Annotated in this window: 21 protein-coding genes and 1 pseudogene; 12 read left to right on the forward strand and 10 right to left on the reverse strand. The window is 58.0% G+C overall.

Annotation, left to right across the window (positions count from 1 at the left end; genetic code table 11):
• Window positions 1-8 precede the first annotated feature (8 nt).
• The 9 genes from RDV48_21150 (at window position 9) to RDV48_21190 (ending at window position 10,606) form a co-directional block, all read left to right on the forward strand.
• On the forward strand, window positions 9-1,226 hold the full coding sequence (locus tag RDV48_21150; GenBank protein ID MDQ7825322.1) for an acyl-CoA dehydrogenase family protein: 1,218 nt from the start codon (window positions 9-11) through the stop codon (window positions 1,224-1,226).
• Window positions 1,223-2,578, forward strand: coding sequence for a deoxyribodipyrimidine photo-lyase (locus RDV48_21155; protein ID MDQ7825323.1), 1,356 nt, complete (start codon window positions 1,223-1,225; stop codon window positions 2,576-2,578). The genes RDV48_21150 and RDV48_21155 overlap by 4 nt, the downstream gene beginning before the upstream one ends.
• Window positions 2,575-3,483, forward strand: a complete 909-nt coding sequence (locus RDV48_21160) for a prolyl oligopeptidase family serine peptidase (protein ID MDQ7825324.1) — start codon at window positions 2,575-2,577, stop codon at window positions 3,481-3,483. The genes RDV48_21155 and RDV48_21160 overlap by 4 nt, the downstream gene beginning before the upstream one ends.
• 28 nt (window positions 3,484-3,511) lie before the next feature.
• Window positions 3,512-5,779 (forward strand): family 16 glycosylhydrolase, encoded by a 2,268-nt coding sequence (locus RDV48_21165; protein MDQ7825325.1) that lies wholly within the window; start codon window positions 3,512-3,514, stop codon window positions 5,777-5,779.
• Between the two features lie 46 nt (window positions 5,780-5,825).
• On the forward strand, window positions 5,826-6,443 hold the full coding sequence (locus RDV48_21170) for a hypothetical protein (GenBank protein MDQ7825326.1): 618 nt from the start codon (window positions 5,826-5,828) through the stop codon (window positions 6,441-6,443).
• Window positions 6,418-7,095, forward strand: a complete 678-nt coding sequence (locus RDV48_21175; protein MDQ7825327.1) for a hypothetical protein — start codon at window positions 6,418-6,420, stop codon at window positions 7,093-7,095. The genes RDV48_21170 and RDV48_21175 overlap by 26 nt, the downstream gene beginning before the upstream one ends.
• Window positions 7,096-7,202: 107 nt before the next feature.
• On the forward strand, window positions 7,203-8,057 hold the full coding sequence (locus RDV48_21180; GenBank protein ID MDQ7825328.1) for a 3-hydroxyacyl-CoA dehydrogenase family protein: 855 nt from the start codon (window positions 7,203-7,205) through the stop codon (window positions 8,055-8,057).
• A 9-nt stretch (window positions 8,058-8,066) separates the two neighbouring features.
• The gene (locus RDV48_21185; protein MDQ7825329.1) at window positions 8,067-9,797 is read left to right on the forward strand and encodes a GspE/PulE family protein; all 1,731 of its coding nucleotides are present in this window, start codon (window positions 8,067-8,069) and stop codon (window positions 9,795-9,797) included.
• Window positions 9,798-9,964: 167 nt separating this feature from the next.
• On the forward strand, window positions 9,965-10,606 hold the full coding sequence (locus RDV48_21190) for a hypothetical protein (protein ID MDQ7825330.1): 642 nt from the start codon (window positions 9,965-9,967) through the stop codon (window positions 10,604-10,606).
• Here RDV48_21190 and RDV48_21195 read toward each other — a convergent pair.
• The 9 genes and pseudogenes from RDV48_21195 to RDV48_21235 form a co-directional block, all read right to left on the reverse strand.
• On the reverse strand, window positions 10,596-11,618 hold the full coding sequence (locus RDV48_21195; GenBank protein MDQ7825331.1) for a hypothetical protein: 1,023 nt from the start codon (window positions 11,616-11,618) through the stop codon (window positions 10,596-10,598). The two genes, RDV48_21190 and RDV48_21195, sit on opposite strands and share 11 nt — an antisense overlap.
• A gap of 17 nt (window positions 11,619-11,635) precedes the next feature.
• On the reverse strand, window positions 11,636-13,138 hold the full coding sequence (locus tag RDV48_21200; GenBank protein ID MDQ7825332.1) for a hypothetical protein: 1,503 nt from the start codon (window positions 13,136-13,138) through the stop codon (window positions 11,636-11,638).
• Window positions 13,139-13,291: 153 nt separating this feature from the next.
• Entirely contained in the window at window positions 13,292-15,019 is a 1,728-nt protein-coding gene (sulP, locus tag RDV48_21205; GenBank protein ID MDQ7825333.1) for a sulfate permease, read from the reverse strand.
• A gap of 31 nt (window positions 15,020-15,050) precedes the next feature.
• Entirely contained in the window at window positions 15,051-15,488 is a 438-nt protein-coding gene (locus tag RDV48_21210) for a YeeE/YedE thiosulfate transporter family protein (protein MDQ7825334.1), read from the reverse strand.
• Window positions 15,488-16,012: pseudogene (locus RDV48_21215) on the reverse strand (YeeE/YedE thiosulfate transporter family protein). Before RDV48_21215 ends, RDV48_21210 begins: the two are co-directional and overlap by 1 nt.
• Window positions 16,013-16,078: 66 nt before the next feature.
• On the reverse strand, window positions 16,079-17,503 hold the full coding sequence (locus RDV48_21220) for an MBL fold metallo-hydrolase (protein MDQ7825335.1): 1,425 nt from the start codon (window positions 17,501-17,503) through the stop codon (window positions 16,079-16,081).
• Window positions 17,504-17,531: 28 nt separating this feature from the next.
• On the reverse strand, window positions 17,532-20,285 hold the full coding sequence (locus RDV48_21225) for an HAD-IC family P-type ATPase (GenBank protein ID MDQ7825336.1): 2,754 nt from the start codon (window positions 20,283-20,285) through the stop codon (window positions 17,532-17,534).
• A gap of 227 nt (window positions 20,286-20,512) precedes the next feature.
• Complete coding sequence (locus tag RDV48_21230) at window positions 20,513-20,938, reverse strand: hypothetical protein (protein MDQ7825337.1); 426 nt, start codon at window positions 20,936-20,938, stop codon at window positions 20,513-20,515.
• On the reverse strand, window positions 20,889-21,617 hold the full coding sequence (locus RDV48_21235) for a PrsW family glutamic-type intramembrane protease (GenBank protein ID MDQ7825338.1): 729 nt from the start codon (window positions 21,615-21,617) through the stop codon (window positions 20,889-20,891). Before RDV48_21235 ends, RDV48_21230 begins: the two co-directional genes overlap by 50 nt.
• Window positions 21,618-21,868: 251 nt before the next feature.
• On the opposite strand from RDV48_21235, the gene RDV48_21240 reads away from it, so the two are divergent.
• A complete protein-coding gene (locus tag RDV48_21240) occupies window positions 21,869-22,351 on the forward strand; it encodes an Hsp20/alpha crystallin family protein (protein ID MDQ7825339.1) in 483 nt (160 codons plus the stop codon).
• Between the two features lie 89 nt (window positions 22,352-22,440).
• Here the strand turns inward: RDV48_21240 and RDV48_21245 are convergent, their stop codons facing one another.
• Window positions 22,441-22,977 carry a YfcE family phosphodiesterase gene (locus RDV48_21245; GenBank protein ID MDQ7825340.1) on the reverse strand — a complete coding sequence of 179 codons (537 nt, stop codon included), beginning with the start codon at window positions 22,975-22,977 and terminating at the stop codon, window positions 22,441-22,443.
• 573 nt (window positions 22,978-23,550) lie between these two features.
• Between RDV48_21245 and RDV48_21250 the strand changes: the two genes are divergently transcribed.
• Both RDV48_21250 and RDV48_21255 read left to right on the forward strand, forming a co-directional pair.
• Entirely contained in the window at window positions 23,551-24,687 is a 1,137-nt protein-coding gene (locus RDV48_21250) for a saccharopine dehydrogenase C-terminal domain-containing protein (protein MDQ7825341.1), read from the forward strand.
• 178 nt (window positions 24,688-24,865) lie between these two features.
• Window positions 24,866-26,212, forward strand: coding sequence for a hypothetical protein (locus RDV48_21255; GenBank protein ID MDQ7825342.1), 1,347 nt, complete (start codon window positions 24,866-24,868; stop codon window positions 26,210-26,212).
• Window positions 26,213-26,521: the final 309 nt, after the last annotated feature.

The following is a 26,521-nucleotide window of genomic DNA, read 5'->3' on the forward strand; positions in this document are numbered from 1 at the left end:
GAAAGACCATGAAGTGCGTGAGACCGCCTGAGGCTGTCGCCTCGGCAGAGGAGCTTCTCTCCATCGATGACATGCTCTCCCCAGATGAGCGGATGGTGAGAGATGTGGTGCGGAGGTTTGTCGAGAAGGAGATTCTTCCCCTGGAGGCTGAGCATTTCGACAAGGGCACCTTTCCCCTTGACGTGGGGAGGCGCCTGGGATCGGAGCTGGGCCTCTTCGGGTGCACCCTCCCCGAGGAATACGGCGGATCGGGCGTATCCCACACGGCATACGGCATCGCCAACGAGGAGCTGGAGTTCGGCGGGAGCGGGTGGCGGAGCCTCCTCTCGGTACAGAGCGGCCTCGTGATGTACCCTATCTTCCAGTACGGCACGGAGGAGCAGAAGAGAAAATGGCTCCCCGGCCTTGCGGACGGCCGGTTCCTGGGATGCTTCGGCCTCACCGAGTCGGGATCGGGCTCGGATCCAGCTTCTATGAGGACCAGGATAAAGAAAGCGGGGAGCGACTTCATCGTGAACGGCACAAAAGCCTGGATCACCAACGGCAGCGTCGCTGACGTGGCCGTCGTGTGGGGAAGGGATGAGGAGGGCTCTGTCCAGGGCGTCCTTGTGGAGAAGGGCATGAAGGGCTTCACGGCACGCAACGAGGAGCACAAGTACTCGCTGCGTGCCTCGGTGACGTCGTACCTCATGCTTGACGAGGTGAGAATCCCTGAGGCTAATGTGCTCCCCGGGGCACGGGGCCTGGGCGCCGCCCTCCGGTGCCTCAACCAGGCCCGCTACGGAATCTCCTGGGGTGCCGTGGGCTCGGCCCGCTTCTGCTTCAAGGAGGCGCTCTGCTATTCTCTCTCGAGGGAGCAGTTCGGCGCTCCAATCGCCTCCTTCCAGCTCCAGCAGGAAAAGCTCGCCTGGATGTTCTCCGAGATCTTCAAGGCGCGCCTCCTGTGCCTTCGCATCGGGAGACTCAAGGAGAAGTTCGGCCTTCACCATGCCCTTGTGTCCATGGCCAAGAGGAATAACGTCGCCATGGCAAGGGAATGCGCGAGGCTTGCCAGGGAGATCCACGGTGCCTACGGGATCTCGGGCGATTACCCGGTATGGCGCCACATGGCTGACATGGAAAGCGTCTATACCTACGAAGGTACCCACGACATTCACACCCTCATCATAGGCGAAGCCCTCACGGGAATCTCCGCCTTCAGGGGGGCGGGCGATGAGAGGCAATGATTCAGAAGGAGCGCATCCGCCATCTCAATGAGAAGACCGGGAGCCGCGGCGCATATGTCCTTTACTGGATGCAGGCCTCGCAGCGCGCCCAGGCAAACCATGCCCTGGAATACAGCATAAGAGAGGCCAACGCCACAGGGAAGCCCGTCATCGTTTACTTCGGCGTCATGGAGAGCTACCCGGCCGCCAATGCCCGTCATTACCGCTTCATGCTCGAGGGAATAAGCGAGGTCCGTGAGAGCCTGAGAAGGCGGGGGATTGCCATGGTCATCGCCAGGGAGGCTCCTTATGAAGGTGCCGTGCGCCTCTCGAAGGACGCGGCGCTGCTGGTGGCTGACAGGGGATATACTCTGCACCAGCGTGAGTGGCGTGCCTTCGTGGCAGAGAGAGCCCATTGCCGGGCAGTGGAGGTGGAAAGCGACGTGGTAGTCCCCGTGGAGACTGCCTCAATCAAGGAGGAATATGCGGCAGCGACGATAAGGCCGAAGATCAGGGAAAAGCTCCCTTATTTCATGGTCCCCCTCGGGGAGCAGGAGCCCCGCCTCCCTTCCCTGTCAATGGGCTTTGAGACGGCAGATCCCATGGAACTGGAGGGGCAGCTCCCCCTGGACAGGTCAGTGGAGCCTGTGGCATCGATGAGGGGAGGCGCCTCTGAAGCTCAAAAAAGGCTCAGGCACTTCATTGCCCATCTGCTGGACGGATATGACGTGAAAAGAAACGATCCTGCCCTTGAGTTTCAGTCACAGATGAGCCCATATCTTCATTTCGGGCAGATCCCGCCTCTTCTTATCGCCCTGGAGGTTCAGAGGGCCGGCGGGCCCGGCGCCGAAGCCTACCTGGAGGAGCTTATCGTGAGGCGGGAGCTCTCGGTGAACTACCTCTGGTATAATCCCCGGTACGGCAGCTTCGAGGGCCTTCCCCCCTGGGCTGCCGGGACCCTTGAGAAGCATGGAGCAGACAGGCGTGAAGTTCTTTACTCCCTCGATGAGCTCGAGGCTGCAAAGACCCACGATCCTTACTGGAACGCTGCACAGAAAGAGATGGTCATAAGGGGGAAGATGCATGGCTACATGCGGATGTACTGGGGGAAGAAGATCCTGGAGTGGAGCCCTTCTCCCCGTGAAGCCTTCGGGCGTGCATTGTATCTCAACGATAAATACGAGCTTGACGGGCGTGATCCCAACGGCTATACCGGCATTGCCTGGTGCTTCGGCAAGCATGACAGGCCCTGGAAGGAGCGGGGCATCTTCGGGACCGTGCGGTATATGAATGCCCGGGGCCTCGAGAGGAAATTCGACGCCCGCGCTTATGTGGCTAAAGTGAATTCAATCGAAAGAGGTGCCCGGCAATGAAAAGAATATTCGTAACCCTGCTTGCGGCGATGTTTCTTCTCTCTTCCGGTGCCCCGGCGGAAGATAATGCAAAGCCCGTCACTTACGAGGTCGGCGAGGGGCGGAGTCTCACGGCCTATCTCTCCCTTCCCCATGGCTATAAGGAAGGAAAGAGGTGCCCCGCCATCTTCCTCATCCACGGCGGTGCCGGCGTGCGGAAAAAGGGCACGACGACGGGTGCCATGAAGACTCTTAATTTCCCTGCCGTCCAGGAGCACCTCGTGAAAAAGTACGTGGTCTTCTCCGCAGAGTATTTCTCTGATTATTTCGGCGATCCCCGGGAATTCCAGAGCATGAGCGCAGCCTTTGCGGCGATGCTCAGAGAGCCTTCCGTCGATCCCGCCAGGATAGCCGCAGTGGGCGTAAGCCACGGGGGATACCTCACGCTGATGACCGCAATGAATCCCGCCGTGAAGGTCAGGATCAAGGCCGCCGTCAGTGTTTCCGGCGTCGTAGACGTGGCCTCATGGGCCGACTACATGTTCGGCATCATGGATATTTTTTCCATAGCCCGGGGCAGCACGTCCGGGGAGAAGGAGGAGAAGCTGGATAACTTCACGTCGTATGTGACGGACCTGAAGAGCACTCTGGGATGGCCCCCCGATAAGGATGAAAAGACCGCGGAGAGCTACAGGGAGATTTCTGTCATCACTTACTGCGGGCGCCTGGCGGTGCCCCTCCTGGTGCTCCATGGCGATGCCGACCGGCTTGTCCCCCCAAGCCAGGCCAGGATGCTGAAAAAGGCCCTGGAAAAGGAGAAGAAAGCCTTTGAATACCATGAGGTGAAGGAGGGGGGCCACCTCATATTCGGCAAGGACACCAAGACCTGGGAGCACATCGACGCCTTCCTGAAAAAGAATCTCTGATCGGCACGATAAGAAGGGACCGCTGATATTGAAAGTCCATAAAGGTATCTCTTTTAAAGTAATTCTGGTCTCCCTCTTGATAGTGGCCTGTTCCTGTCAGCTGCCTGCAGCAGAAATCCTGAAGCGGATTACGGTAAAGGGAAAAGTGAGCTGCCAGGGGAGGGGCATTCCCCGGGTCCTGATGACTGATGGCGAGATTACCGCTCTCACTGATAAAAACGGAGAATACTCTCTGCAAAGCAGCTCAAACAGGAGATTTATCTACTACACCCTCCCTTCAGGATATGAATCGCCCGTGGAAAAGGGGCTGCCTGTCTTCTACAAAAGGATTGACAATGAAAAGGGAGAGGTGTGTGCCCGAAATTTTGAGCTGCTTAAAAGCCGAAGGAACCAGGAAGACCATGCCTTCATAGTAGTGGCAGATCCTCAGGTTATTGAGAGCTCCGAACTGGATTTACTGGCTTCTGTCGTGCGTGATATCAAGGATACGGTTTCCGGATTCGATCCCTCCGTTCCTGTCCACGGCATCTGCTGCGGGGATATGGTCTTTGACCGCCCAAATCTCTTTGATCCCTATATCGCCACAATGTCGGGAGCGGGTATTCCCTTTTACCATGGGATCGGAAATCATGATATGGACTACTCAAATAAAACTCATGAAACCTCAAGCTGCACCTATGAGAGCAGATTCGGCCCTCCCTATTACTCATTCAACAGAGGGAAAATTCACTACATTACCCTGAATGATGTCTTTTACTACGGCTATTCTTATCACTACATGGGATACCTGGATCAGAAGCAGCTTGACTGGCTGGCGGCAGATTTAAAGCAGGTCCCGAAGAATGCCACCATAGCCGTCTCTCTGCATATCCCTACAAGATATAATGAGTCAGAAGCAAAGCCTGGCCTGGAAGGGTTTCAGAAAAATGCCCTGGTGAATGCCCAGGCCCTCTATGATTTATTCAAGGGGTACAAGGTTCATATCATGGCCGGGCACAGCCATACGCAATGGAAAACCATAATCTCGGGCAATATCATGGAGCATACCAATGCCGCTGCAAGTGCCGCCTGGTGGCAGGGTGAGATCGGCCTTGACGGCACTCCTCAAGGATATACCGTTTATGAGGCGGACGGGGATAAGCTGACATGGTATTTTAAAGGTGTCAATAAATCCAGGATGCATCAATTCACCCTCTACCCAGCCGGGAGTGATGCGAAATATCCCTGCTCGTTCATCGCCAATGTCTTTAATCATGATCCCCTGTGGAAAGTCTACTGGCTGGAGAATGGCGTTAATAAAGGCGAGATGGAGCAGTACTGGGGAGAAGATCCGGAAGCCGGAAAGCTTTATCCGCCCGGCGGCAATAAGAAATATTCATGGCTCTCTGCCGGTGAGACCCATCATCTGTTTAAAGCTGAACCGACTGAGCAGGATGCCGATGTTTCAGTGATGGTGGTTGACAGGTTCGGCACTGCCTATACTCAGCACCTTTCCTCCAAAGCTCCCCCGGCCGCGCCGGAGCTCCCCGCAGCGCCGGTGAAGAGGAAATGGAAGATGGTGTGGAGCGATGAATTCAATGCCCCTGATGGCTCTCTCCCTGATCCGGCCAAATGGTGCTTCGACGTGGGCGGCCACGGCTTTGGAAACCACCAGCTCGAATATGACACAGCAAGGCCTGAGAACACCATCATCCACAAAGGCAACCTGGTCATTACCGCCTGCAGAGAGAAATACACGGGGCCTGACGGGGTGACACGGGATTATACATCTGCCCGTCTCAAGAGCGACAAGCTCTACTCGCAGAAGTACGGCCGCATTGAAGCCCGTATCAAGCTCCCGGAAGGCCAGGGCATGTGGCCCGCTTTCTGGATGCTCGGAAATGATATTGACCAGGCAGGATGGCCCTCCTGCGGCGAGATCGATATCATGGAAAATGTGGGCAATAAGCCCTCTTCCGCATACGGCACCATCCATGGCCCCGGCTACTCGGGTTCAAAGGGGATAAGCCGCGAGTTCATATTGCCGAGCGGCCGGAAGTTCAGCGATGACTACCATGTCTTCAGCGTGGAATGGGAGCCCGACTCCATCCGTTTCAGCGTCGATGGCAAGGGGTATCACACCGTCAGCCGCGCCAGTCTTCCCGAAGGGGCGCGATGGGTTTACGATCATCCATTCTTCCTGCTGGTGAACCTGGCCGTGGGAGGAGACTGGCCCGGTCCCCCCGAGGAGACCACGCGGTTCCCCCAGAAGATGCTGGTAGACTGGATCAGGGCCTATGAGGCCGCCGGGGAATAGCGCCCCGGCAGCAGGGATAAGAGAGCCCCCTGGAGAAAATAAAATAATGAAGAGCCAGTGGTCCTTTAAAAAGACGCGCATTCTTACGGGGCTTGCCCTGGTGGCGGCCGTGAACTGCCTCTTTGAGACCACCATGGGAAATTTCCTCCACATGGTGAAGTTTCCCTTTACCGGCGCCGTCATGCTCGGTTTCAACGTCGTGGCCTATGTGCTGGCCCGCTGGATCTGCCCGAGACCTGGCGCCATCTCGGCAGTGGCCTTCATCACCGTGCTGGGGAACATTGCCGTGGGAGCAGGGATGATAAAGCCCTTTGCCCTTGCCGCCATACTCTGCGAAGGCATCCTCATCGACATAGTCATTTTTGTCATCGGCTTCAGGCAGATGGGCGTCGTGGCCGCCTCGGTGGCCGCCTATTTCTTTGCCTTTCTCTACCCCCTTCTCACGGCCTTCCTGTTCGTGAGAAAAGAGGTGCCCAAGGCCCTGGCCTCACTGATCTCCGGTGTCCATGCCGATGCAGCGGTTCCTTTTGCTGTTTTCCTTGCCCTCATCTTACTCAAGCTTCTCATTTACTGCATAATCGCCGTTTTCTTCGGGGTCCTCGGGTGGAGACTATTCCTGTTCATGGAGAAAGCCCGCAGTGCGCACGCCCTCTCGATGGAGTAATGCCGTACGACGCTGTTTCGGCGCCACCGCCGTGATAGAAGATGTCTATTTCTTTGAGAGCAAGAAAAACCAGGTGAGCCTCCTCACCATATCGCAAAGCGGGGGACCTGCCCTCAAGGTGATTGGCAAGCTTTATTCCTGGGGCGAGAGGAAAAAGGAGGAGCGGGTGCTGCGAAATGCCGGGGAAAAGGGTCTTGCCGTGCCGTCAGTGCGTGCGGCGTGGAACAACATACTGTTCCTGGAGTATGTCCAGGGAAGCACCATGAGGAGCCTTCTCGGGGGGGGGCACGACCCTTGCGCCGCATCGGAAGCCCTTGCCTGCTGGGTCGCCTCATGGCACCTGGCCTTCAGGAGAGGGCGCCGCTACACCCTCCTCAAGGCCGACATGCGTCTCCAGAACTTCATCTGCAAAGATACCCGTCTTTACGGGGTGGACTTTGAAGAGAGCCGCTGGGGTGATCCCCTCGATGACATAGCCGATATGGCGGCGACGCTCCTCACTTTCCCATGGAAAGGCGCCCCAGATGGCGGTGCTGTCGCGGACCGCTTCGTGAGCGCCTGTGCCCGGCGTGAAGAGATCTCCCCTTCAGGCATTGATGAACGCGTGGCGAGAAACCTTGAAGAGAGGGAGCGGATAAAATCTCTGTGCTGAGGGAAGAGAGCTGACAGCGCGGTAAATCGGACTGCCCCTGCTCCAAGGTATCACGAAAGGGGGCATTAAAGCCAGGATCAGGTTGTGGAAAAAGTAAGGAGGGAACCATGGAGAACTGCGAGATCAAAACGGTGGGAATCGTCGGCTGCGGCCTCATGGGCTCGGGGTGGGCGCAGCTCTGCGTATCGAAAGGATACAGGGTAATCGTGGCGGAGCAGGATCAGAAGTCCCTTGAAAGGGGGCTCGCCATCGTGAAGGCCGGCCTGGAAAGCACCGGGGGCCCCGGGGGAAGAGAAGCGGCAGAGGAAAAGATAAGAGGCACCCTCACCCTTGACGATATGGCGGCCTGTGATGTCGTGGTTGAGACAATCCCCGAGAAGATGTACCTCAAGAAGAAAGTTTTTATAGAGCTTGACAGGGTCTGTGCCGATCATGCAGTGCTCGCCACCAACACTTCAGTGCTCTCGGTCCTTGACATAGCGAAGGCCACCAGGAGACCTGAAAGGGTCCTCGGATTCAATACCAACCCCCTCATTTTCCCCATTGCGGAGATAATCGAGACTATTGTCCTCGCCCCCGGCGTTCTTGAGGCGGGGAGGAAGTTCATGGTGTCCCTTGACAAGGAGGTCATCATAGTCAAGGACTCCCCCGGCTTCATCCTCAACAGGCTCATCACCTCCGTGGTGCTCAATTCCATAAGGCTTGTTGAATCAGGCATAGCAAGCGCCCATGACATTGACAGGGTCATCACCGTCTCCCTTGGCTGGAAAACAGGCCCCCTGGCCCTGGCAGACACCATCGGCCTCGATACGGTCCTTTTTGGCGCCACGTCGCTCTACCATGATCTCAACGATCCGCAGTTCGCTCCTCCCCTGATATTGAAAAAGATGGTGACGGCAGGCCTTCTCGGGAAGAAATCAGGAAAAGGATTCTTTGACTACCCCCGGTCGTCGCCTGAATAAGGAGTAGCCATGTTCAAGCTCTTTGACGCATTTTTTGATAAGAACAGGGAAGCCGATTCTTCCGCGGTGACAGGCTCCTTCAAGGAAAGCCTGATCACCGAGGAGCAGCTTGAAAAAGCCCTTCTTACCCAGAAAAAGGACAAGAAGGGCCTCATCGAGGCCCTCTCCTCCATGGGCCTCCTGTCGCAGGACGAGCTTATCAACCTCTCCAACCTCAAGCTTTTTGCCATCCCTTCAATCAGAATCCAGGAACTGCTTATTGAAAAGGGCGCCCTGAGGCATGTCTCGCGGAAATTCGCCCTCCAGTATCTGCTCATCCCTCTTCGCGTGGAGAAGGGGACCCTTGTCGTCGCCATGACCGACCCCATGGACATCTCTGCCATTGAAAAGCTCCGCACCATGACGGGCATGGCCGTGAAGCCCTATCACGCCGAGAGCCAGGATATCCTGGAGCATATCAACAGGCTCTACGAGGAGAAGGACACCATGGACGACTTCAGGGGATCGGTGGAGGAATATGCCGATTCGGCCGAGGAGGTGGAAGAGGAGCAGGAAAAGAAAGCCCCCGAGGTGATGGTGATGAGCCAGTCATCGCCCATCATCAAGATGGTGAACATCATCCTCACGAGGGCCGTGGAGAAGCGGGCCAGCGACATCCATATAGAGCCATACAGGGAGCACACCATAATAAGGCTGAGGGTTGACGGCGCCCTTGTGGATTTCACCACCGTCCCCCGGGCAACGCACCAGGCCCTGGCCTCACGGGTCAAGCTCCTCGGCGGCATGGATATCTCCGAGACCAGGCGCCCCCAGGACGGCAAGGTCCGCTATCTTATTCACGGCCAGGAGGTGGATTTCAGGATTTCCTCGCTGAGGACCATTCATGGGGAGAAGCTGGTGATAAGGGTCCTCAACAAGTCGTCGGGGACTTTTTCGCTGGATCGGGGGGGCTTTTCCGAGCACAACTACCAGCGGGTCCTGGACATCCTCGCGAGGCCCCAGGGCTTCTTTCCCGTCACCGGGCCCACGGGGAGCGGCAAGACCACGACCCTGTACGCGATCATCAAAAGGCTTGCCACTCTTGATACCAATACTATCACCGTCGAGGACCCTGTGGAATATGAGCTTGAGCGGGTGAGCCAGGTCCCCGTGAATCCCAAGGCCGACGTTACCTTCGCGAGCGCCCTGAGAACCATGCTCCGCCAGGATCCCGACATCATCCTGATAGGCGAGGTAAGGGATCTTGAGACTGCCGAGATAGCCGTGCAGGCCTCCCTCACGGGACATTTCGTGCTCACCACCCTCCATACGAACGATGCTCCCGGGGCGATCATCAGGCTTGTCGATCTCGGGATCCAGCCATATCTCCTTGCCTACTCAGTGATCGGCGTCATCGCGCAGCGCCTTGTCAGGAGAATCTGTGATTCCTGCAGGGAGGAGCAAGCCATGACAGACGCCGTCCGCCAGGGGCTGGGAAGGCATTTCGTCCCCCCTGAAAAGCTCTACAGGGGAAAGGGGTGCGAAGCCTGCAGCTACACGGGCTTCCAGGGCCGTACGGCCCTTCACGAGGTGCTGGTGATGTCAGATGCTCTCGCGGAGCAGGTCATCACCTCAAGGAACCCGAGAAAGGATCTCGCCGACGTGGCCCGGAGCGAGGGGATGAGAAGCCTGAGGGATGATGCCCTCGAAAAGGCGTCGCAGGGCATCACGACCCTGGAGGAGGCCCTCACGGCCACATAGCAGGAGGGGCGCCTCGTCCGGGGGAATTCCATGGAGAGCAGAGAAAAAACGGCATTTCACCGAGAACGGCATGTGGGTCTATGACGTGGAGAAGCTCGAGGCCCGCGTGGCGGAAATAGCGGAGCGCCTGCTGAAAGGCCTCCCCAAAAGGCTGGAGACCATCGCCGATGAGAAGAAGAAAAAATAGCACAAAACCAGGGACAGTCACCAGGCTTCTTAGAAACCTGGCAGCAATCCCCATATTTCTGGCTTTCTGCGCGGTGCTCCTCGCCAGTCCCTCCTTCGCGGGAAAAAAGACTTTTTCCATAAGGCTTGAGCAGCGCGGGGCCCCCGTGCCGATAGTCAGCCACGAAGCTCTCCTGGAAAGGGAGCCCTTCACCATTGTAATGATCTTTCAGAGGCCTATGGTGCCTGAGGTCCTGGTGAATGCCTCCTATACGGGGGAATCCTTCGAAATTGCGAAGACGGGCTATCCCCTGGACAAGATCCCGGGATTCCAGGAGACGGGGATGGCCGATTATTGGCTGAACCCCCTGGAAGAGCTCATGGTATCGAAGACGGCGCCCAATGTCTGGTATTATGAGAGCCCCTGTGAGCACCGGTACAACCTGATAAAAGAGCAGGACGGGAAATGGGAGTGCACGAGGAACATCGCGGCCCTGATGGACCGCGACGGCACCCGGCTCTATGAAAAAATAGAAAAAAGCGACATCAAAGAGCTTTATATAGTCTTTGTGAGCGCCGAGTGGACCAAGGATTTCTCAGCACAGAGAGAAAACCACCGGGAGTGGGTGAAGATCACTTTCTGAAATCGGCCTTCACCATCACCAGGATCTGCCTGGCCCTGTCGGAGTAAAGGACTATCTGCTCGAAATCGGGCGGGCAGAGGAGTTTCTGCATCAGCAGGCCGTCGCCGTCAAACCAGCGGGGAAGCAGGCCTCCGAAGAAGTAGCCGCGCTCTCTGAGAACCCTGGCGGTCTCACCGACAGAGGGCGACGAGAGGGGGAGCCAGGCCTGGAGCACCAAGACCCCCTTTTCCACCATGCTTTTCTCCACGGCGGAGAAAGAGTCCGGGAAATCCTCTCCAGGCTCGTGGACGGCGATGCGGGCTACCCGGCTGAAATCAAAGTATTCTGAAGTGATGTGCGAAGAGGTCCCCGCCGGGGCCTTTCCCTCTGCGCAGGAGAGCTCCCGGCTGTCGTCGAGACCTTCATAGAGCGTGCTCAGCTCCTTCTCGTAAAGAGGGGGGATAAATGACTTGCGGGAGGCGCGGCGGTAGGTGCGGAACTGAAGGACCGTCGCCACCCTGCCTGTTGCGCTCTTCTCCTTGCTGTAAGCTTCCGCGGGCATAAGGGCTACTTCAATGGCCATATCGGAAAAGCCGAAGTCCATTAGTGTTTTCTGCATGACGGGGTGATTGCAGACGGCTTCACCAAAGACCTGCTCTATGTGAGAGAATCTCGGGACGGCCTGCTCAAAGAGAAAGGTGAGCATAAGGGTATTGATGCCAAGCTTGCGGAAGTCCTTGTGCACAAGCCCTGCCCCGGCCTCATAGACAGCCTCGTGGGGCGATGAGCGGAAGAGATGCTCCACCCCGACTATTTCAGCATTTTCTGCACGGGCGGCAATCGAGAGGTACCGGCCCTCTTTATTGGCCTCCCTGAGGGCTTCTTCATCATAAAAGAGCTTTATGGGGTATCCCTCGCCATAGACAGACCGGAAGAGCTTCACAATCCCCGCGGCATCTTCATTTTTAAAATGTCCCACATCGAATGTGTTCCCCCCCCCGGCAGGTGAATCGGTTCTCTCATTTCCGGTCATGGCGAAGCTCCCTTCTCTCATGTCCCTGTCACCATGCCGCCTGCAAGGCATCCCAGGTCGCCTCCCGCCTTGTTCCCCGCATAGACACCCATCAGGCATCCCGTGAAGAGGCCTATGGCTCCGCCGACGGGCCCTGCGGCGTTGTATCCCGCCAGGAGACCCAGGTAAGGCCCCACGAGTCCTCCCGTGAGGGTCCCCGCGGCGCCTCCCGCGCCGATGCAGGCAGCTTTCAGTGACCCCCGGAGGCCGGCAGGCTTCTCATCAGGCTTGTGCTGCCCTCCCTGCGGGGCTCCGGTATTTGAGGCCTGCGGTGCCGGCGCGGGAAGCTTTTTCCCAAAAATTCTCGTGCGGATCCAGTTTCCAATGGCCGCAAGGGGGCCTCCCAGGGCGCCCACGGTGCTCTGCACCGCGGCATTTGCCTCGGCGGCAGTGACATCCCCCTCATTGATGGCCCTCACAAGGGCCTGCTTCGCTCCGTCAAGGGCAAGGCCCGGCACGCAGAAGAGCTTCGAGGCGAAGCACGACCCTGCGGCCACGTCGAGGGTCCCTTCCATCTTCTTCTGCGCATCGCCGCTCTTTGAAGCCTGGCGCAGCTCGCCGATGCCCTTGATGAGCTGCACGAACCCGGTGAGAAAGGATAAGAGGCTCAGCCCTGTCCGAAGGTACGGCACGGCGCCGAAGGCCTTGCCGAGGAACTTCCCCGTGTCCCTGAAAGCGGGCTGATCGATAAGTCTGTCAAGGGGCCCCAGCTCCTCGAGCTGCCTGATCCGCTCGTATTTCGCGGGGCACTGCTCTTTCAGCGCCGAGGGGTTCATGTGGTAGGTGGCGTAGCTTTCGGCAAAATCCTCGACGCGGTGAGTTTTCGCATAGTCAGAGATGTAAGGGGGCTTCCCCCACAGGCTCCCCGTCATGCTCTCGGCGGGCATGAGGCCGAAAGGCCCTGTGCTGAAGTCCTTGGTGTGGCCCACCTCGTGGATGGCCACGGTCCTGGCCCAGGTGGGGTCGATGGCGACGGTCTGGTTCCTTGCAAGGTGGATGAAGGGATCGGGGGGGACGGCGAAGGCAAAGCCGGAAGCGCTGGTCATCTCGGGGACCATCACGATCCGTTTCACGGAGTTCACGTCCTTGAGGGGAAGACTGTCGAGGGCGTCAAGCACAAGCCCGGCCTCATCAACAGTCATGCCCCTGAAGACGGGATAGATGAACTTGGGGAAGGCTTTTAACCCTTTCATGACAGTGGAAGCACCGTCGAGGGCGCCTTTCAGAGCGACGTGGTCATCGAGGTACTCGGCAGTTTTCTCGGCCCGGAGCGCCAGCCTTTCACCTGCTTTTTTCGCGAGGCCCGGCAGCTTTTTCGAGGTGAGGGAGAGAAGCTCATCGGCTTTCACGGGGCGCGGTATGGAGATCGCCACCTTGTCAGCGGTGCCGCCGGCAATGGCAGCGCTTTCCCGGCCGGGAGCCTTCTCCTTCGGGAAATCTCCCGCCGGCCCGGCGCAATACAAAGGGTTATTTACGGTCATATCCACAGGCGCCTCGAAAAAGAATAGACTTACCCTTATTATGCCACATGCACCCCCGGGGAAAAAGGCATTTTTTGTTACCAATGTAAAAATATTGTGACGAGAATGGCGTGAATTCTGTACATTTTCCCTTGAGTCATTCCGGCACAATCTTCACGGCGCCGGCTCGGGATGGCGGGGATTATCGGGGCGGGGCAGGTTTTCAAGAGCCATCACCGCCCCGTGGACGGTCTCGAAGCAATGGTCCTCGCCGAGGAACTCATAGAATTTCGCCGATTGCATGATGTCTCTCACGGGGCCTTTCAGGGATGCCATGTAAAGCCCGCACCCCTGCTCCCTGATGTTGTCCGCAAAGGCCCTCAGCGAGTCCAGGGCCGATGAGTCGATATCGTTGATCCCGCTCCCGTCAATGATGATGAACCGCGCTTCCCGCTCTTCGGCAAGAAGCGAGAGCATCCTGTGTTCGAGATACTTCACGTTGGCGAAGAAAAGGGGGGCGTCAGGCCTCACGATGATGAAGTGAGGCATAGGTTCCGTCGGGTAACGCCCGATGTTCCGGTAAAGATCCACGCCGTCATTTCCCTGGACTCTTCCCAGCACGGCCATGTGGGGCTTCACCGACTGCCAGAGATGAAGGGCCAGCGATATGAGGACACCTGCAATGAGTCCCTGCTCCACGCCGGAAAGCAGGGTGATGGCAAAGGTGGCGAGGAGCACGTAGCCGTCGTTTCTCTTTACCTTGAAGACAGACCGGATGGCCTTGATATCAATAAGCCCCGCAACGGCAACGACAATGACGGCGGCAAGCGCCGCCCTGGGGATGAAGGCAAGGTAGTGAGTGAGATAGAGGAGGGTTATCATCACGAAAGCTGCGGTGATGAGCGATGCCACCCCTGTGCGGGCCCCCGCATCATAATTCACGGCGGTGCGGGAAAAGCCCCCGGTGACAGGGTAGCCGCCCGTAAGGGAACCGCCTATGTTTGCCAGGCCGAGCGCAACAAGCTCCCTGTCCGCATCGACAGCCCTGCGGCTCCTCGCCGCAAGCATCCTTGCCACCGAGACTGATTCAATAAAGGCAAGGAGCGCGATTGTTGCCGCGAGGGGGAGAAGGGTGAAAACCTCCCGCGCTTCCAGTCGGGGAAGCTGAAAGCCCGGAAGGCCTGCGGGTATCTCGCCCACCAGGGCGATATCGTGGACGGGGCTGCTTTCTGGGATGGCAAGCAGCGCCCATGCGAGGAGGACAATGAGGGCTCCCGGGGTTGAAGGGCTTATCTGCTTGAGAAGCCAGATGACGGCGATGCTTATGAGGCCCACCGCGACGGTGGCACCGTGCAGACCGCCGAGATGGCCTGCCGCGTCAGCGATCGTCATGAATACAAGGTGGTGATCCATGAGGGGAAGGCCGGTGAGATTCTTAAGCTGGCTCACGGCGATGATGAGGGCTGCTGCAGCCGTATAGCCCGTCACTACCGGGTGGGAGAGGAAATTGTCCACGAAGCCGAATCTGAGCGTGCCGAGGGCTACAAGAATAGCTCCCGCGAGAAGGGCAAGAAGGGCGGCATAAGCGGCGAATTCTGCAGGATCGGCCCGGAGGGCGCCGGGCGCTGAAGCGACAAGGAGGGATATTATGGCCACGGGGCCCACTGAAAGCTGCCGCGAGGTGCCCAGCAGGGCATAGAGAGCCAGGGGCACAAGCGAGGCATAGAGCCCCGTGCGGGGAGGGAGGCCCGCGATCATGGCATAGGCCATCGCCTGGGGGATAAGAAGCACTGCCGTCGTGATGCCTGCCGCGAGGTCGCCGCGGAAGTCCCTGCGGTCGTAAGTGCCAAGATCGCCTGCCAGGGGGAAGATCGAGGTGAGCTTCTCTTTAAAGGTCTTCATTGCCTGTAGACTGATTCGCTGCCCATTGCGCCTATTTCCTGCCTTTTTGCACAGGCTCCATGAGGCGCGCCAGGCGCGGCGAGAGGACTCCGAAGAGATACGTGCCGGCCAGCATCCCCGCAAAGGTGAAGAGGGCTGCGAGCTTTCCCTCGCCTATCTGGCTGAGGATGGTGCCGGGGCACGACCCGGTGAGAGCCCATCCCACGCCGAAGATGAGGCCCCCGGCAATGATTCCCCTGTGGCCCTCCTTGGGCTGCACCTGAATCTCTTTCCCGTCAATGGCTTTCATGCGAGTCCTTTTGATTACCTGGATCCCCAGGGCTCCCACGACCACTGCGAGGCCGATAACGCCCATCAGGTGAAGGTCTATGAGAAGGAACATCTTCTGGATATAGTTGTAGCTCGTAGCCCCCACGCGGGAGAGGATGAAACCGAAGAGCACTCCTGAAAGAAGGGTGATGACGTTCATCACAGCGCGCCACCTCCCATGATCCTGAAGAGAAAATTTGAAATGACGAAGCCTGCCGCCATGAAGCACAGCGTGGCCGTGATGCTCGGGAGGGCCCCCTGGGCCATTCCCACGATGCCGTGGCCTGATGTGCAGCCCCCTGAGAAGCGCGAGCCGAAGCCCACAAGCACGCCGCCCAGGAAGAGGACCAGGTATTTGACGGGGCCGGGGAAGACGAGGTTCATCATGCTCTGGGCGTCACCGAAGCCCTTCAGGAAGTTTCAGGTGAAGTCCCCCGCGAGCGCCGTGGAGACGAAGCCTCCTAAAATGATGCCGCCGATAAAGTAAAGCCGCCAGTCAAAGGGATTGGTCTTTGAAAAGAAAGGGTGGTTTCTGGTGGGGAGCACGAGCCTGCAGATATTCATGTAGCCCGTCGAGGCCCCCAGCGCGTTGCCCGTCAGCTTGAAGAAAAGAAAGACAAAAAGGCCTATGGCGAGGCCTCCCGCCCACCAGGGCCAGATGTTCACGAAAACCTTCTGATACAAAGACCTCAGCCTCCTTGCGTCTGGTTATTTCCCGCCGGCGCGGGGTCCCCCCCCGCCGGTGCCGCTTCATCGGGCTTTGCTCAAATCCTTCTGCCCGGTCTTGGGCCCATGGACGTTCTGGCAGAGCTCGCATTCCCCCGAGAATCCCGCGGCGGCCCACCCCATCATCCCTCCCGGCACCTGCGCGACGTCAGTGAGTCCCCTGGAGAGCAGTATGCTTGCCGCGAGGCTCGAGCGGTGCCCTGAATTGCAGATGCACACCACCGGCCCCGGGGGGATCTCCCTGTACCGCTCCCGGGTATCGGGCGCCGGCATATGGAGGGTCCCCTCGATATGGAGCTGCTCGTATTCCCGCTGCGCCCGCACGTCAAGGAGCGTGAAGCCTCCCTTTTCCAGCATAGTCCTGAGGGCATGGACGGGAACCTGCTTCACGCTTGCCATGGGAAGACCTGCCATTGCCCAGGCCGCCATGCCGCCCTCAAGCCATCCCTTCACCCTGTCAAGCCCCACGCGGTGAAGCTCCACAAGCGCGCGCCCGTTATGGAGGCTTCCCTCGGAGACCAGCAGAATGTCCCTGTCCACGGGCAGCACCCAGCCGGAGAAAGTCGGGAAGTTCCCTGCAATGTCTATATTCAGCGCGCCGGGGATATGCTGCCCGCCGAATGCGGCGGCGCTGCGTATGTCAAGCACGAGGGCGCCCTCCTTAATAGCTTCATTGAATGATCCCGGTGCCATGGCGCGGGGGGGTGGAAGCGATTCCAGCAGCTCGGGGCCTTTCCCGTTTGTTGCAGAGCAGCGCTTGAAATGGTCGGGCGCCGCGGGCATCTCGGCAAGAAGGAAACGCTTGAAGGTCTCGAGATTGTCTGCGAGGAGCGAAGGGTTGTAGCGGCGCTCATAGCCTATCGTGGAGCTTCTCTTGGCGCTCAGGGCCTTGCCGCAGAGGGAGCCTGCGCCGTGGGCGGGGTATACCTCGACAAAATCGGGGAGCTCCATTATCTTCCCGAGGCTCAGGAAAAGCTTGCCGGCTAGCTCGTCGGCCATCCCGGGGAAGAGGTCGGGCCTCCCCACGTCGCCCACAAAGAGCGTGTCGCCGGAGAAGATGCCCACGGGCTCGCTTCCCCTTGAGCGGTCCGTCACTATGTAGCAGACATGCTCAGGCGTGTGGCCCGGTGTCTCTATCACCTTTATCTTCAGGTGCTCCAGCTCGAATTCGTCGCCTTCGCCCACGGCCGTATGGGGAAAAGAGCACTGTGCCGACCGGGGGGCGATGATTGTTGCCCCGGTCCTCTTCGCAAGCTCCAGGTGCCCCGAGACAAAGTCGGCATGGAGATGGGTCTCCAGGATGTGGGTGATGGTGTACCCCATGGCATCGGCTGCCTCGAGGTACTCTTCCACGTCTCTTTTTGGGTCAATGACGGCACATTGCTGTTTTCCGCCCATGATATAGGAGACATGGGCAAGGCCCTTGACAAAGAATGAATGGACAAACATCGTCTCACCTCCCTGTTAAGAATAAGTATTATTTAGACAGTAGCGGGGGCAGATCCTTCTCTTGCCGGGCCTTCCTCGCAATCAGCATCTTGTGAGCGCTCACCGCCGGAATCACAAGGAAGGAGATCAGGAGCACATCGAGCCATATCACGGCGGGAAGGGGGGCGCTCCCGAAGAGGGCGTTCATGAAAGGCAGGTACGTGAAGCCGAGCTGCAGCAGCACCGCAAGAAAAACCCCAATCCACACGTAAGGGTTGGAAAAGAGCCCCAGCTTCCAGACGGGCACCCGTTCCGACCGGGCCGAGAAAAGGTAGAAGATCTCGAAGCCCACGATGGCGGCCACGGCAGCCGTGCGGGCCTCCTCTATGGTCACGCCTTTCCTGGTATAGTCCAGCTCGAAGATAAGAAAGGTCCCTGCCACGATGCAGAAGGTCACCAGCATGATCCTGTGGAGCATGGGCTTATCAATAATGGGTGCCTCCCGGGGGCGCGGCGGCCTTGTCATGATATCTTTTTCCATGGCCTCGAAGGCCAGGGGCAGCCCCAGTGTCACGGCCGTCACCGTGTTGATCCAGAGTATCTGCACCGGCGTCACCGGCATCGTCATGCCGGTGAGGAGGGCGGCGACTATGATGAGCCCCTCGCCGAGGTTCGTCGGAAGGATCCATGCCAGGGATTTCCTGAGGTTGCTGAAGACGGTGCGCCCCTCTTCGATGGCCGAGACAATGGTCGCGAAGTTGTCGTCGGCAAGCACCATGTCGGCGGCGTCCTTGGTCACGTCGGAGCCCGCGCGGCCCATGGCCACGCCTATGTCGGCTTTCTTGAGGGCCGGCGCGTCATTGACGCCGTCGCCGGTCATCGCGATGATTTTTCCCTCTTTCTGGAGCGACTCCACGAGCCTGTACTTCTGTTCAGGCGCCACGCGGGCGAATACCCGCCCTGCCCGCGCCGCCTTGTCAAACTCCCCGGCGCCGAGGGCAGCAAGCTGAGTCCCCGTGAAAGCCTCAAGGGCTTCTCCCCCCATTCCCAGGTCATGGGCGATGGCCTTCGCAGTCGCCACGTGATCCCCCGTGATCATCTTCACCTCGATGCCGGCCTTAAGGCATTCACCGACAGCTTTCACGGCCTCGGGGCGGGCAGGATCGCTCATGGCCTGGAGGCCCAGGAAGGTGAAGCCTCCAAGGGCCTTCTCATCGATACGGGAGGCATCGCTTTCGAGCTCTTTTCTGGCGAAGGCCAGCACCCTGTATCCCAGGGCCGCGCGCTCATCGGCAAAAAGGAGCACCTCTTCCTTTTCGAGGGCTTCCTCCCCTTTTTCCATGAGCCTTGCGGAGCAGAGGCCCAGGATCTGCTCCACCGACCCCTTGGCATATATGACTCTGGTGCCGCCGGGGGTTCCGTGAAGGGTGGCCATGAGCATCCTGGAGGAGTCGAAGGGCAGCAGGTCCACCCTTGGATACTGTCCATATTCACCGGCGGTGAGACCTCCTTTGTAAGCCGCCGCGATGAGGGCCGCCTCGGTGGGATCTCCCACGGCCCTCCATTCCCCATCGTGCTCCTCGAGGGACGAGGTGGTGCAGAGAAGTCCGCAGCGCAGCGTTTCAAGCAGCACCCCCGGCAGGGCTGATTCCTTATGGTGCTCTCCTTCTTCGACGACGCAGCAGTGGCGGGGGTTGTACCCGATGCCGCCAAGCTCGAAATGCCTGCCTCCGGCGCTCACATGCTTCACCGTCATCTCATTGGTGGTGAGAGTTCCTGTCTTGTCGGAGCAGATTACCGAGACGCTTCCCAGGGTCTCCACCGAGGGAAGGTTTCTTATGATGGCGTTCCTTGCCGCCATGCGTCTCACACCCACCGCAAGGATGATGGTCACCACTGCCGGCAGCCCCTCGGGGATGAGGGCCACGGCGATTGCCACCGAGGCGTTGAACATCCCGGCAGGCCTGTGCCCCATGGCCATCGCGACCGCAAAGAGGACAAGACAGAAGATCAGCACGACCACCGAGAGCTGCATGGAGAGGCCTTTCAGCTTCATGGTGAGGGGCGTCTCCATGGCAGGCGCTTGCAAGATGAGGCCTGATATCTTCCCGATCTCGGTGCTGATTCCCGTGGCGGTCACGATGCCCCTCGCAGAGCCTGCCACGAGGAGGGTCCCCGAGTAGGCCATGGAAGTCCGCTCAGCCACCGGCTCGGCCTCCGCCGAGGGCGCGGTGGCCTTCAGGACGGGCAGGGACTCGCCGGTGAGGACGGACTCGTTCACCGAGGCTCCATTCACTTCCGTGAGCCTTATGTCGGCGGGGATCCGGTCGCCGCTCTCAAGCGCCACGAGATCTCCCGGCACGAGCTCGCGTGCCGCCTTTATCTGGAGCGCCCCGCCCCTGATGACCCTTGCCTCGTGGCTGAGCATCTTTGAAAGGGACTCTATGGCATTCTCGGCACGCTCCTCCTGGACAAAGCCGATCACGGCGTTTGCCAGAATCACAATGCCTATCACAAGGGCATCCACGGGGTGCTTGAGAAAGACCGTCACCAGCGCCGAGGCGATGAGCACTATCACGAGGGGGTTGGTGAACTGCGAGAGAAACAAAACCACGAGGCTCTTCCGTTTCCCCCTGGGGACCTCGTTGGCGCCGTAATGAAGAAGCCTTTTCCCGGCCTCTTCCGGGGAAAGGCCGTCGGTCCCGCTTGCGCCAAGCAAGGCAAGGACTTTTTCCACCGCGAGACCGTGCCACGGGGTATCCTTGGCAGATCCCGCCTTCTCTTCACCTGGTGCATCACTCATCCAAGCCTCCCCTATGAAGCCTGGCGCCTCTCGAGGGTCCGCCTGCAGGCGCCGCCATTTTCTGCTCTTCATATACGCCCATGGAGCCCCGTTATCCTCCTGGGGGGCTTCCAATCCATCTGGCAGAAAGCTGCCATTCCCTATAGTGTTGGCGGTTTCACCATCAAATCAAAAAGGCAGGGAAAGGCTTCCCTGTCCTCGTGGCCTGCGCGGCTCCGGCTTCACTGTCAGAAGGTGTACCAGCCGCCCTCCGGCTCGGCCACATCCTGTTTGATGACGTCCCGGAGGTTCTGTTTCCAGTTCACGGCGTTGTCAAAGGCCGAGATGGGATCGCGGTTTACAATGTCCATCAGGTCGGGGAGATCCCTGGTGGGCCCCAGGTCATACCATTCGTTGAACTCTGCCTCGGTGGCGAAGCCCCCCGCCCACTGCGACATCCACCACCCGTAGCTCTTCCCGAAGGGGGTGAGGCTCCCGTCGTCGAGCTTCCGGAATCTCTCGAAATCCTGCGAGTGCTCCCACAGGTGAATTTCGGCAGTCTCCGCAAGGAGGGCCGTGGTGAGGACATCAATCACCTCATCCTGATCAACATGCTCCGCGGCGTTACCGGCCGAGTTCACAAGGTCTGTCACTATCCCTATAAGCTCTGTCATTTTTTTCCACCCTCTTTCTTTTCACCATGCATCCGAAGCCGGCGCCGCTCATCACGCCGAGAAGGAGCCAGTCAGAGAGGGTAAGCCCCCTCCCGGTTCTGCGGTAAAGAATGTATGCCGTTAAAGCCACGACAGCGAACTTAAGAAATTCCTCCAAGGGAGGGGCGACAAAGGAGCTGTAGAGAAGGCTGTCGGGCCTGATCTTCAGCAGGAAGCCAAAAAGCCCTTTCCCTATAAGAAGAGTTATGCCGGTGGCAAACAAAATGCTTCTCGTGAAAGCCTTTGTGGCGAACCACGCGGTAATCGATCTGGTAAAAAGGGTCAGAATGATGATCTCCGCGACAAAGACCGCTTCAGGAACGATATAGCGGGGAGCGCTCACGAAAAGTCGGAGCACGAGGTATGAGAAGGAAGCAATCGAGACTGTCATAAGCACCTTTGAGAGCTTCCCGTCCCTGCGGGCCCCTGGCTTTCCGCCACCCATGGCTCCTGCGGGCTTCTCAATGCTGCCCGGTGCCTTATCCCGCATCATCTCGGCAGGTTTCTCATGGCTGTCCTCTGTCTTTTCCTGCCCTTCCCCCGCGGCCTCTTCATGGGTATCTGGCCCTGCGGAGTGCCCTCCCTCAGGAGTGTTTTCCCTTAAACCCGGCTCCTGGTTTTCTGCCCCTTGATTCTTCATTGTCTTCACCTTCCCCGGCGCTATGGTTCCACTTCTATCTTATACCAAGGACAAAGGCTTTTCTGTACGTCTTTATACGGTGGAAGGCGACGGGGGAGGGGAGACAATGTTTCAATAATCGACTCAACTTTATTGTAAAAATATATTGACAAATCATTATGATTATAATATAATAACTATGAAAATAAACACTCATGCATGGCACAGAGGTGCCCGTGCAAAAAATCAATGAAAGAAGGAGGTTGAGTGGTATGCGTTCACTTATCAGGAGAAGAGCGGAAAATGCCCCGGCGGCCCTTGAAGCCCTGTGGCCCTTCAGGGATATGTGGGATGCCATGGGCAGGATGGAAAAGAGCTTCGCCGATATCTTCGGCGACAAGGTGCCCGCCATGGCGGGAGAAGGGATGGCGGGCCCGGCCATTGACCTCTACAAGGAAGGTGAGAGCTACGTCATCGAGGCTGCCATTCCCGGCGTGAAAAAGGAGGATTTCCAGATTCATGCCGCAGAGGACGCGATCACCATCTCAGGTGAGCACAAGGACGAGAGAAAGATTGAAGAGAAGAACATGTACTGGAAGGAAATCAGGAGAGGCTCCTTCCAGCGGACCATCACTTTCCAGGAGCCCATAAAGAGCGGCGAGGTGAAGGCCTCTTACAAGGACGGCATCCTGAAGGTCACCCTGCCCCTCGAGGCGCCGAAGAAGAGTGAGCAGATAAAGGTGAACATAGAGTAACAGAGCTGAGTGTCTGTCATAAGAGAAGTAGCGCCTGGAAGCCTTGAGCAGGGAGGCGCTGTTTCTCTTTCAAGGCTCGTCGTGACGCCTTATTTCGTAAATACCCTTTCAGCGGTAACAGTTCCCTTCTCAAGGTCTATCAGTGATGCCTTCAGGGAGCGCTCCGACGTCTTCACCACGGCGAAGCTCGGGGGATGGCCCTTTTTGTCATCGGGTTTCAGGTGTCCCGGGTTGATGAAGATGATGCCTTCCTCCTCGGAGATCCCGGGGATATGGGTGTGGCCGAAGAGCACCGCGTCGATTTCCCTGTTTTTTGCCGCATCATGAGGGTTTATGTCGCCGGGAAGATCGTGCTCATGGGCCGTTTTTGTGTGGGTGACAAGAAATCTCCACCCGTCGAACAGCACAATACGGCGGTTCGCGATTGAACTCTTCTCATAAGCGGCTTCATAAACCCCGGGGACTTCTATCACCCTGCAGCCCCTGCCTTTCAGGACCTCTGCTTCTATTGAGTCGTCTCCCAGGTGGATAATGACCTCGGCGTGGTAAGTGTCTCTCAGCATGGTGCCTGCTTTTTTAAGAAGGGGGAGATTCCCATGGCTGTCGCTCATCACGCCAATATTCATGAGCCTGTTGCACCTTTCCGGGGCTTTATTAAGTCATCAGAAAATCCCTGATCGCCTGCCTTTTCCGGCCCCCGAATGCTGCGGTCCATAGTCCCCACCTCCATGGGGTACTTCGCCGGGGCACTTCTTTTTCCCGCAGCTTTGAAAAGAATAATAGTGCTCAGGCTTTTTCAGTGTCAGCGAACCTCCGCCGAAGGAAAATTCCTTTGCTTTTCCTCGTCGCGGCCGGCAATGGGGTGCTTTGCCGGTAGGCTCAACCATTCCACGTGGATTTGCAGAGAAGCGTGATAAATATTTCATTGATGGAATGTTTATCTGAAAATGTTCATCTTATGCAGATGGCACTAAAGCTCTGTTTTTATCTGGCGGCGAGAAAGAACAGGGTGATATGTGGCTGCATGTAAAGTTGAGAATCTGTTAAAAGAAACCGCTGTATTGTAAAAGAAGAGAGGGCCCCCATATCTCTCGGGCAGCATATTCCCGCAGTGCTGGAAAAATCCCGGGAAGGAAATCGGGATCGAGAGGAGAACAATGTGGAAGTTTTTCAGTCCAGACATCGCAGAGGAGGAACTCATGAAAATAGCAGTATTAGGTGCAGGATTAGTGGGAAGCGCCATTGTGAAGGACCTGGCTTCAGAGCCTGGATATCATATAAAGGCCATCGACGTGAATCAGCAGATCCTCGAAAGGCTCAGGGTTGAAGCTTCGGTGGAAGTCGAGCAGGCCGATATCAGGCAGGAGGGAAAAGTAGCCGCGCTTGTAGCCGGGAGTGATCTCGTGATAAATGCCGTTCCAGGTTTCATGGGATTCGATACCTTGAAAAGCATAATCGGGGCGAAGATAAATGTCGTCGATATCTGCTTTTTCCCTGAAGATCCCTTTCTGCTTGATGAGCTTGCCAGGTCCATGGGAGTCACGGCCATAGTGGACTGCGGCGTGGCGCCGGGCTTCTGCAACATAATACTTGGCTCCCTGAGCAGCTCTCTTGATGAGATCACTTCTTACACCTGCTATGTGGGAGGCCTGCCCCAGGTGCGCATGCTTCCCTACCAGTACAAGGCTGCTTTCTCTCCCATCGATGTTCTGGAGGAATATACCCGGCCTGCACGGTTCGTCGAGTACGGGCAGCAGGTGGTCCGGCCCGCCCTCTCGGACCCCGAGATGATCGACTTTCAAGGGGTGGGGACCCTCGAGGCTTTCAATACCGACGGCCTTCGATCCCTGATGCAGACCATGAAGATACCCTTCATGAAGGAGAAGACGCTCCGCTACCCGGGCCATATCAATCTGATGAGAACCTTCAGGGAGGGAGGGTTTTTCAGCACCGTCCCTCTCGAGGTGAAGGGACAGATGGTCCGGCCCATCGACCTCACGTCAAAGCTCCTCTTCGAGCACTGGAAATTCCACGAGGGCGAGGCCGACTTTACCATCATGGAGGTCATCATTGAAGGGAATAAGGGGGGCAGGAGCCTTCGTTACACTCATTACCTTCTGGACCGCTTCGACGAGAAGACGCAGATCACTTCAATGGCCCGCACCACAGGCTATACCTGCACCATCGTGGCCCGTCAGGTCATCAAGGGCCTTTTCACGCAGAAAGGCATCTGTCCCCCTGAATACATAGGCAGAACTGCAGGCTGCTATGATAATATCCTGGAGGAATACCGGAAGAGGAATATCAAGGTGACGGAGAAGGTAGAGGAGTTGTGACCTCGACCGGTTCAGACGGCTCGCGCTGGTCCCCTGTGTTCCCGCTCCACTGCATCTCATTGCCTGAAAGTGCATTTTACCCCCCCTTTTTTTTCAGTGGCGGGAAAACCGTGACAAGGGGCCGGAAAGGCGTTAGTATTTACTCATCGCTCATATTATGAAATGAGGTGGGATGACAATGTGTCCGGAAATCACTCAGAAAAGCTCTCTTCCCCTTTATCAGCCATCAGGATCACCGGCGGCGCCGAGCCGGCAGAATGAAGGCGCCGATTCCGCGGCCCCCGCAGACCTTGTTGAACTGGGAGGCAAGCCCTCTCCCGGCCGGGCATTCAAAGCGGACATGAACCTTTTCGCTGCGGATGCCACTGCTGCAGATTCCGCTCTGCCTGAGGCCGCCCTTGAAGCGTCTTCTCCCTCCACGATAGCGAAGGTAGCCGCGGGCGCCATGCTTGGATTATCTATTTTTGCCACAGTCGCCTCTGCGATGCCGCCGGGCAGCACTGTTCAGGGCCCTCCCGCAGGCGAGAAGGCGCCCATTGAAAAGGTCCTCGACGGGGCTGAAGGGATCACGGCGGAATCACCCGAGGGCACTGCAGGGGAACAGGGAGCCGCTCCCGCCGGGCAGAGCTTTCCCCGGACGCTGAACCTTGAAGGCATTGAGGAACCAGGAACCGCTGAGTCCCGCAAGGTCTCCGAAGGAGAGGAAAATATGCTGAAGGCCGGGGTAGTGCAGTATCAAAACATAGAGCTGCACAACGGCCTCAGGATCGATCTCTTCAGGGCCACCCACACTGTTGAAAAAGAGACGGGCGCAGCCGGGGAGACCGGCGAAAAAACCCCTGCCCCCGCCCCGGTGGTGAGGGAGACAGTGAAGAAAGAGCTCTCGCCCTTCGGAGTCGATCTGGGCGACGGGCTTTTCTATGACCTTAACGGCAACCTGACCTTCAATCCCCTCAGGGTCAAGGAGGAATACCGCACGATAACCGTCGATCCTCACGGGCTGGGCAACTCGACGACGGTCACGAAAAAGGGCGACACCATCACCATCGATCCCTTCGGGCCCTTCAACAGCACCACCGTGTCGCTGAGGAAAGGCGGAATCGTTGTTGATCCAGCCGGGCTTTTCAACTCCACCTCCATTGAGCAGCACAAGGGGATCACCACTATCCATCATCCTGGCATTGAAGGGATTGTCCTCAACACCACTGTCAGCCAAAGTGGAGGACAGATAAGGTATGATCCGCCCGGCGGCTTCAACAGCTTCACCGTGGCAGAGCGGGGGAACGAGACCAGGATCGGCATACCGGGAATGATGAATGACGTGGTCATCTCAAAGGGCGGAACCACGACGAGGATAGAGTACCCCGGGATCGCGGACGACACGGTCATCACCCGGTCAGGCGACAGGACCGTCATCAATCCCTCGGGCTTGATGGACAGCATCTCGGTGGTGAGGGAAGGCAGCCGCATCACCGTAGATCCGAGCGGCCTGGGCAATTCTGTCACCATCACGGTGTCCCGCTGACAGGCTTTTCCGTAAAATATGGAGACCCATCGACGTGCTCAATGGGTCTCTCTTCTTATTCTGAGGTGAGACATTTCGCCAGGATATCTCCCGTCACTCACTAGAAAGCTCCGGCCCCTATTATAAAATAATCGGCTTCTTCCGCTTACAATTACCTCAACGTTCTCAAGAAGCGGAGGGGTATTGGCGGCAGGTGCCGCAGCCCCCCGCCAGGAGCCCCTTTTCATAGACCAGGAAAGGGGTGCCTTCCGTGAGGGAGCCGAAGGTGAAGGTGAGCTCGTAAGGCGCCCTGCCTTTCACGGTGAGGGT

The sequence above is a fragment of the Candidatus Eremiobacterota bacterium genome, assembly GCA_031082125.1.
Classification (GTDB): Bacteria; Vulcanimicrobiota; CADAWZ01; order CADAWZ01; family Ess09-12; genus Ess09-12.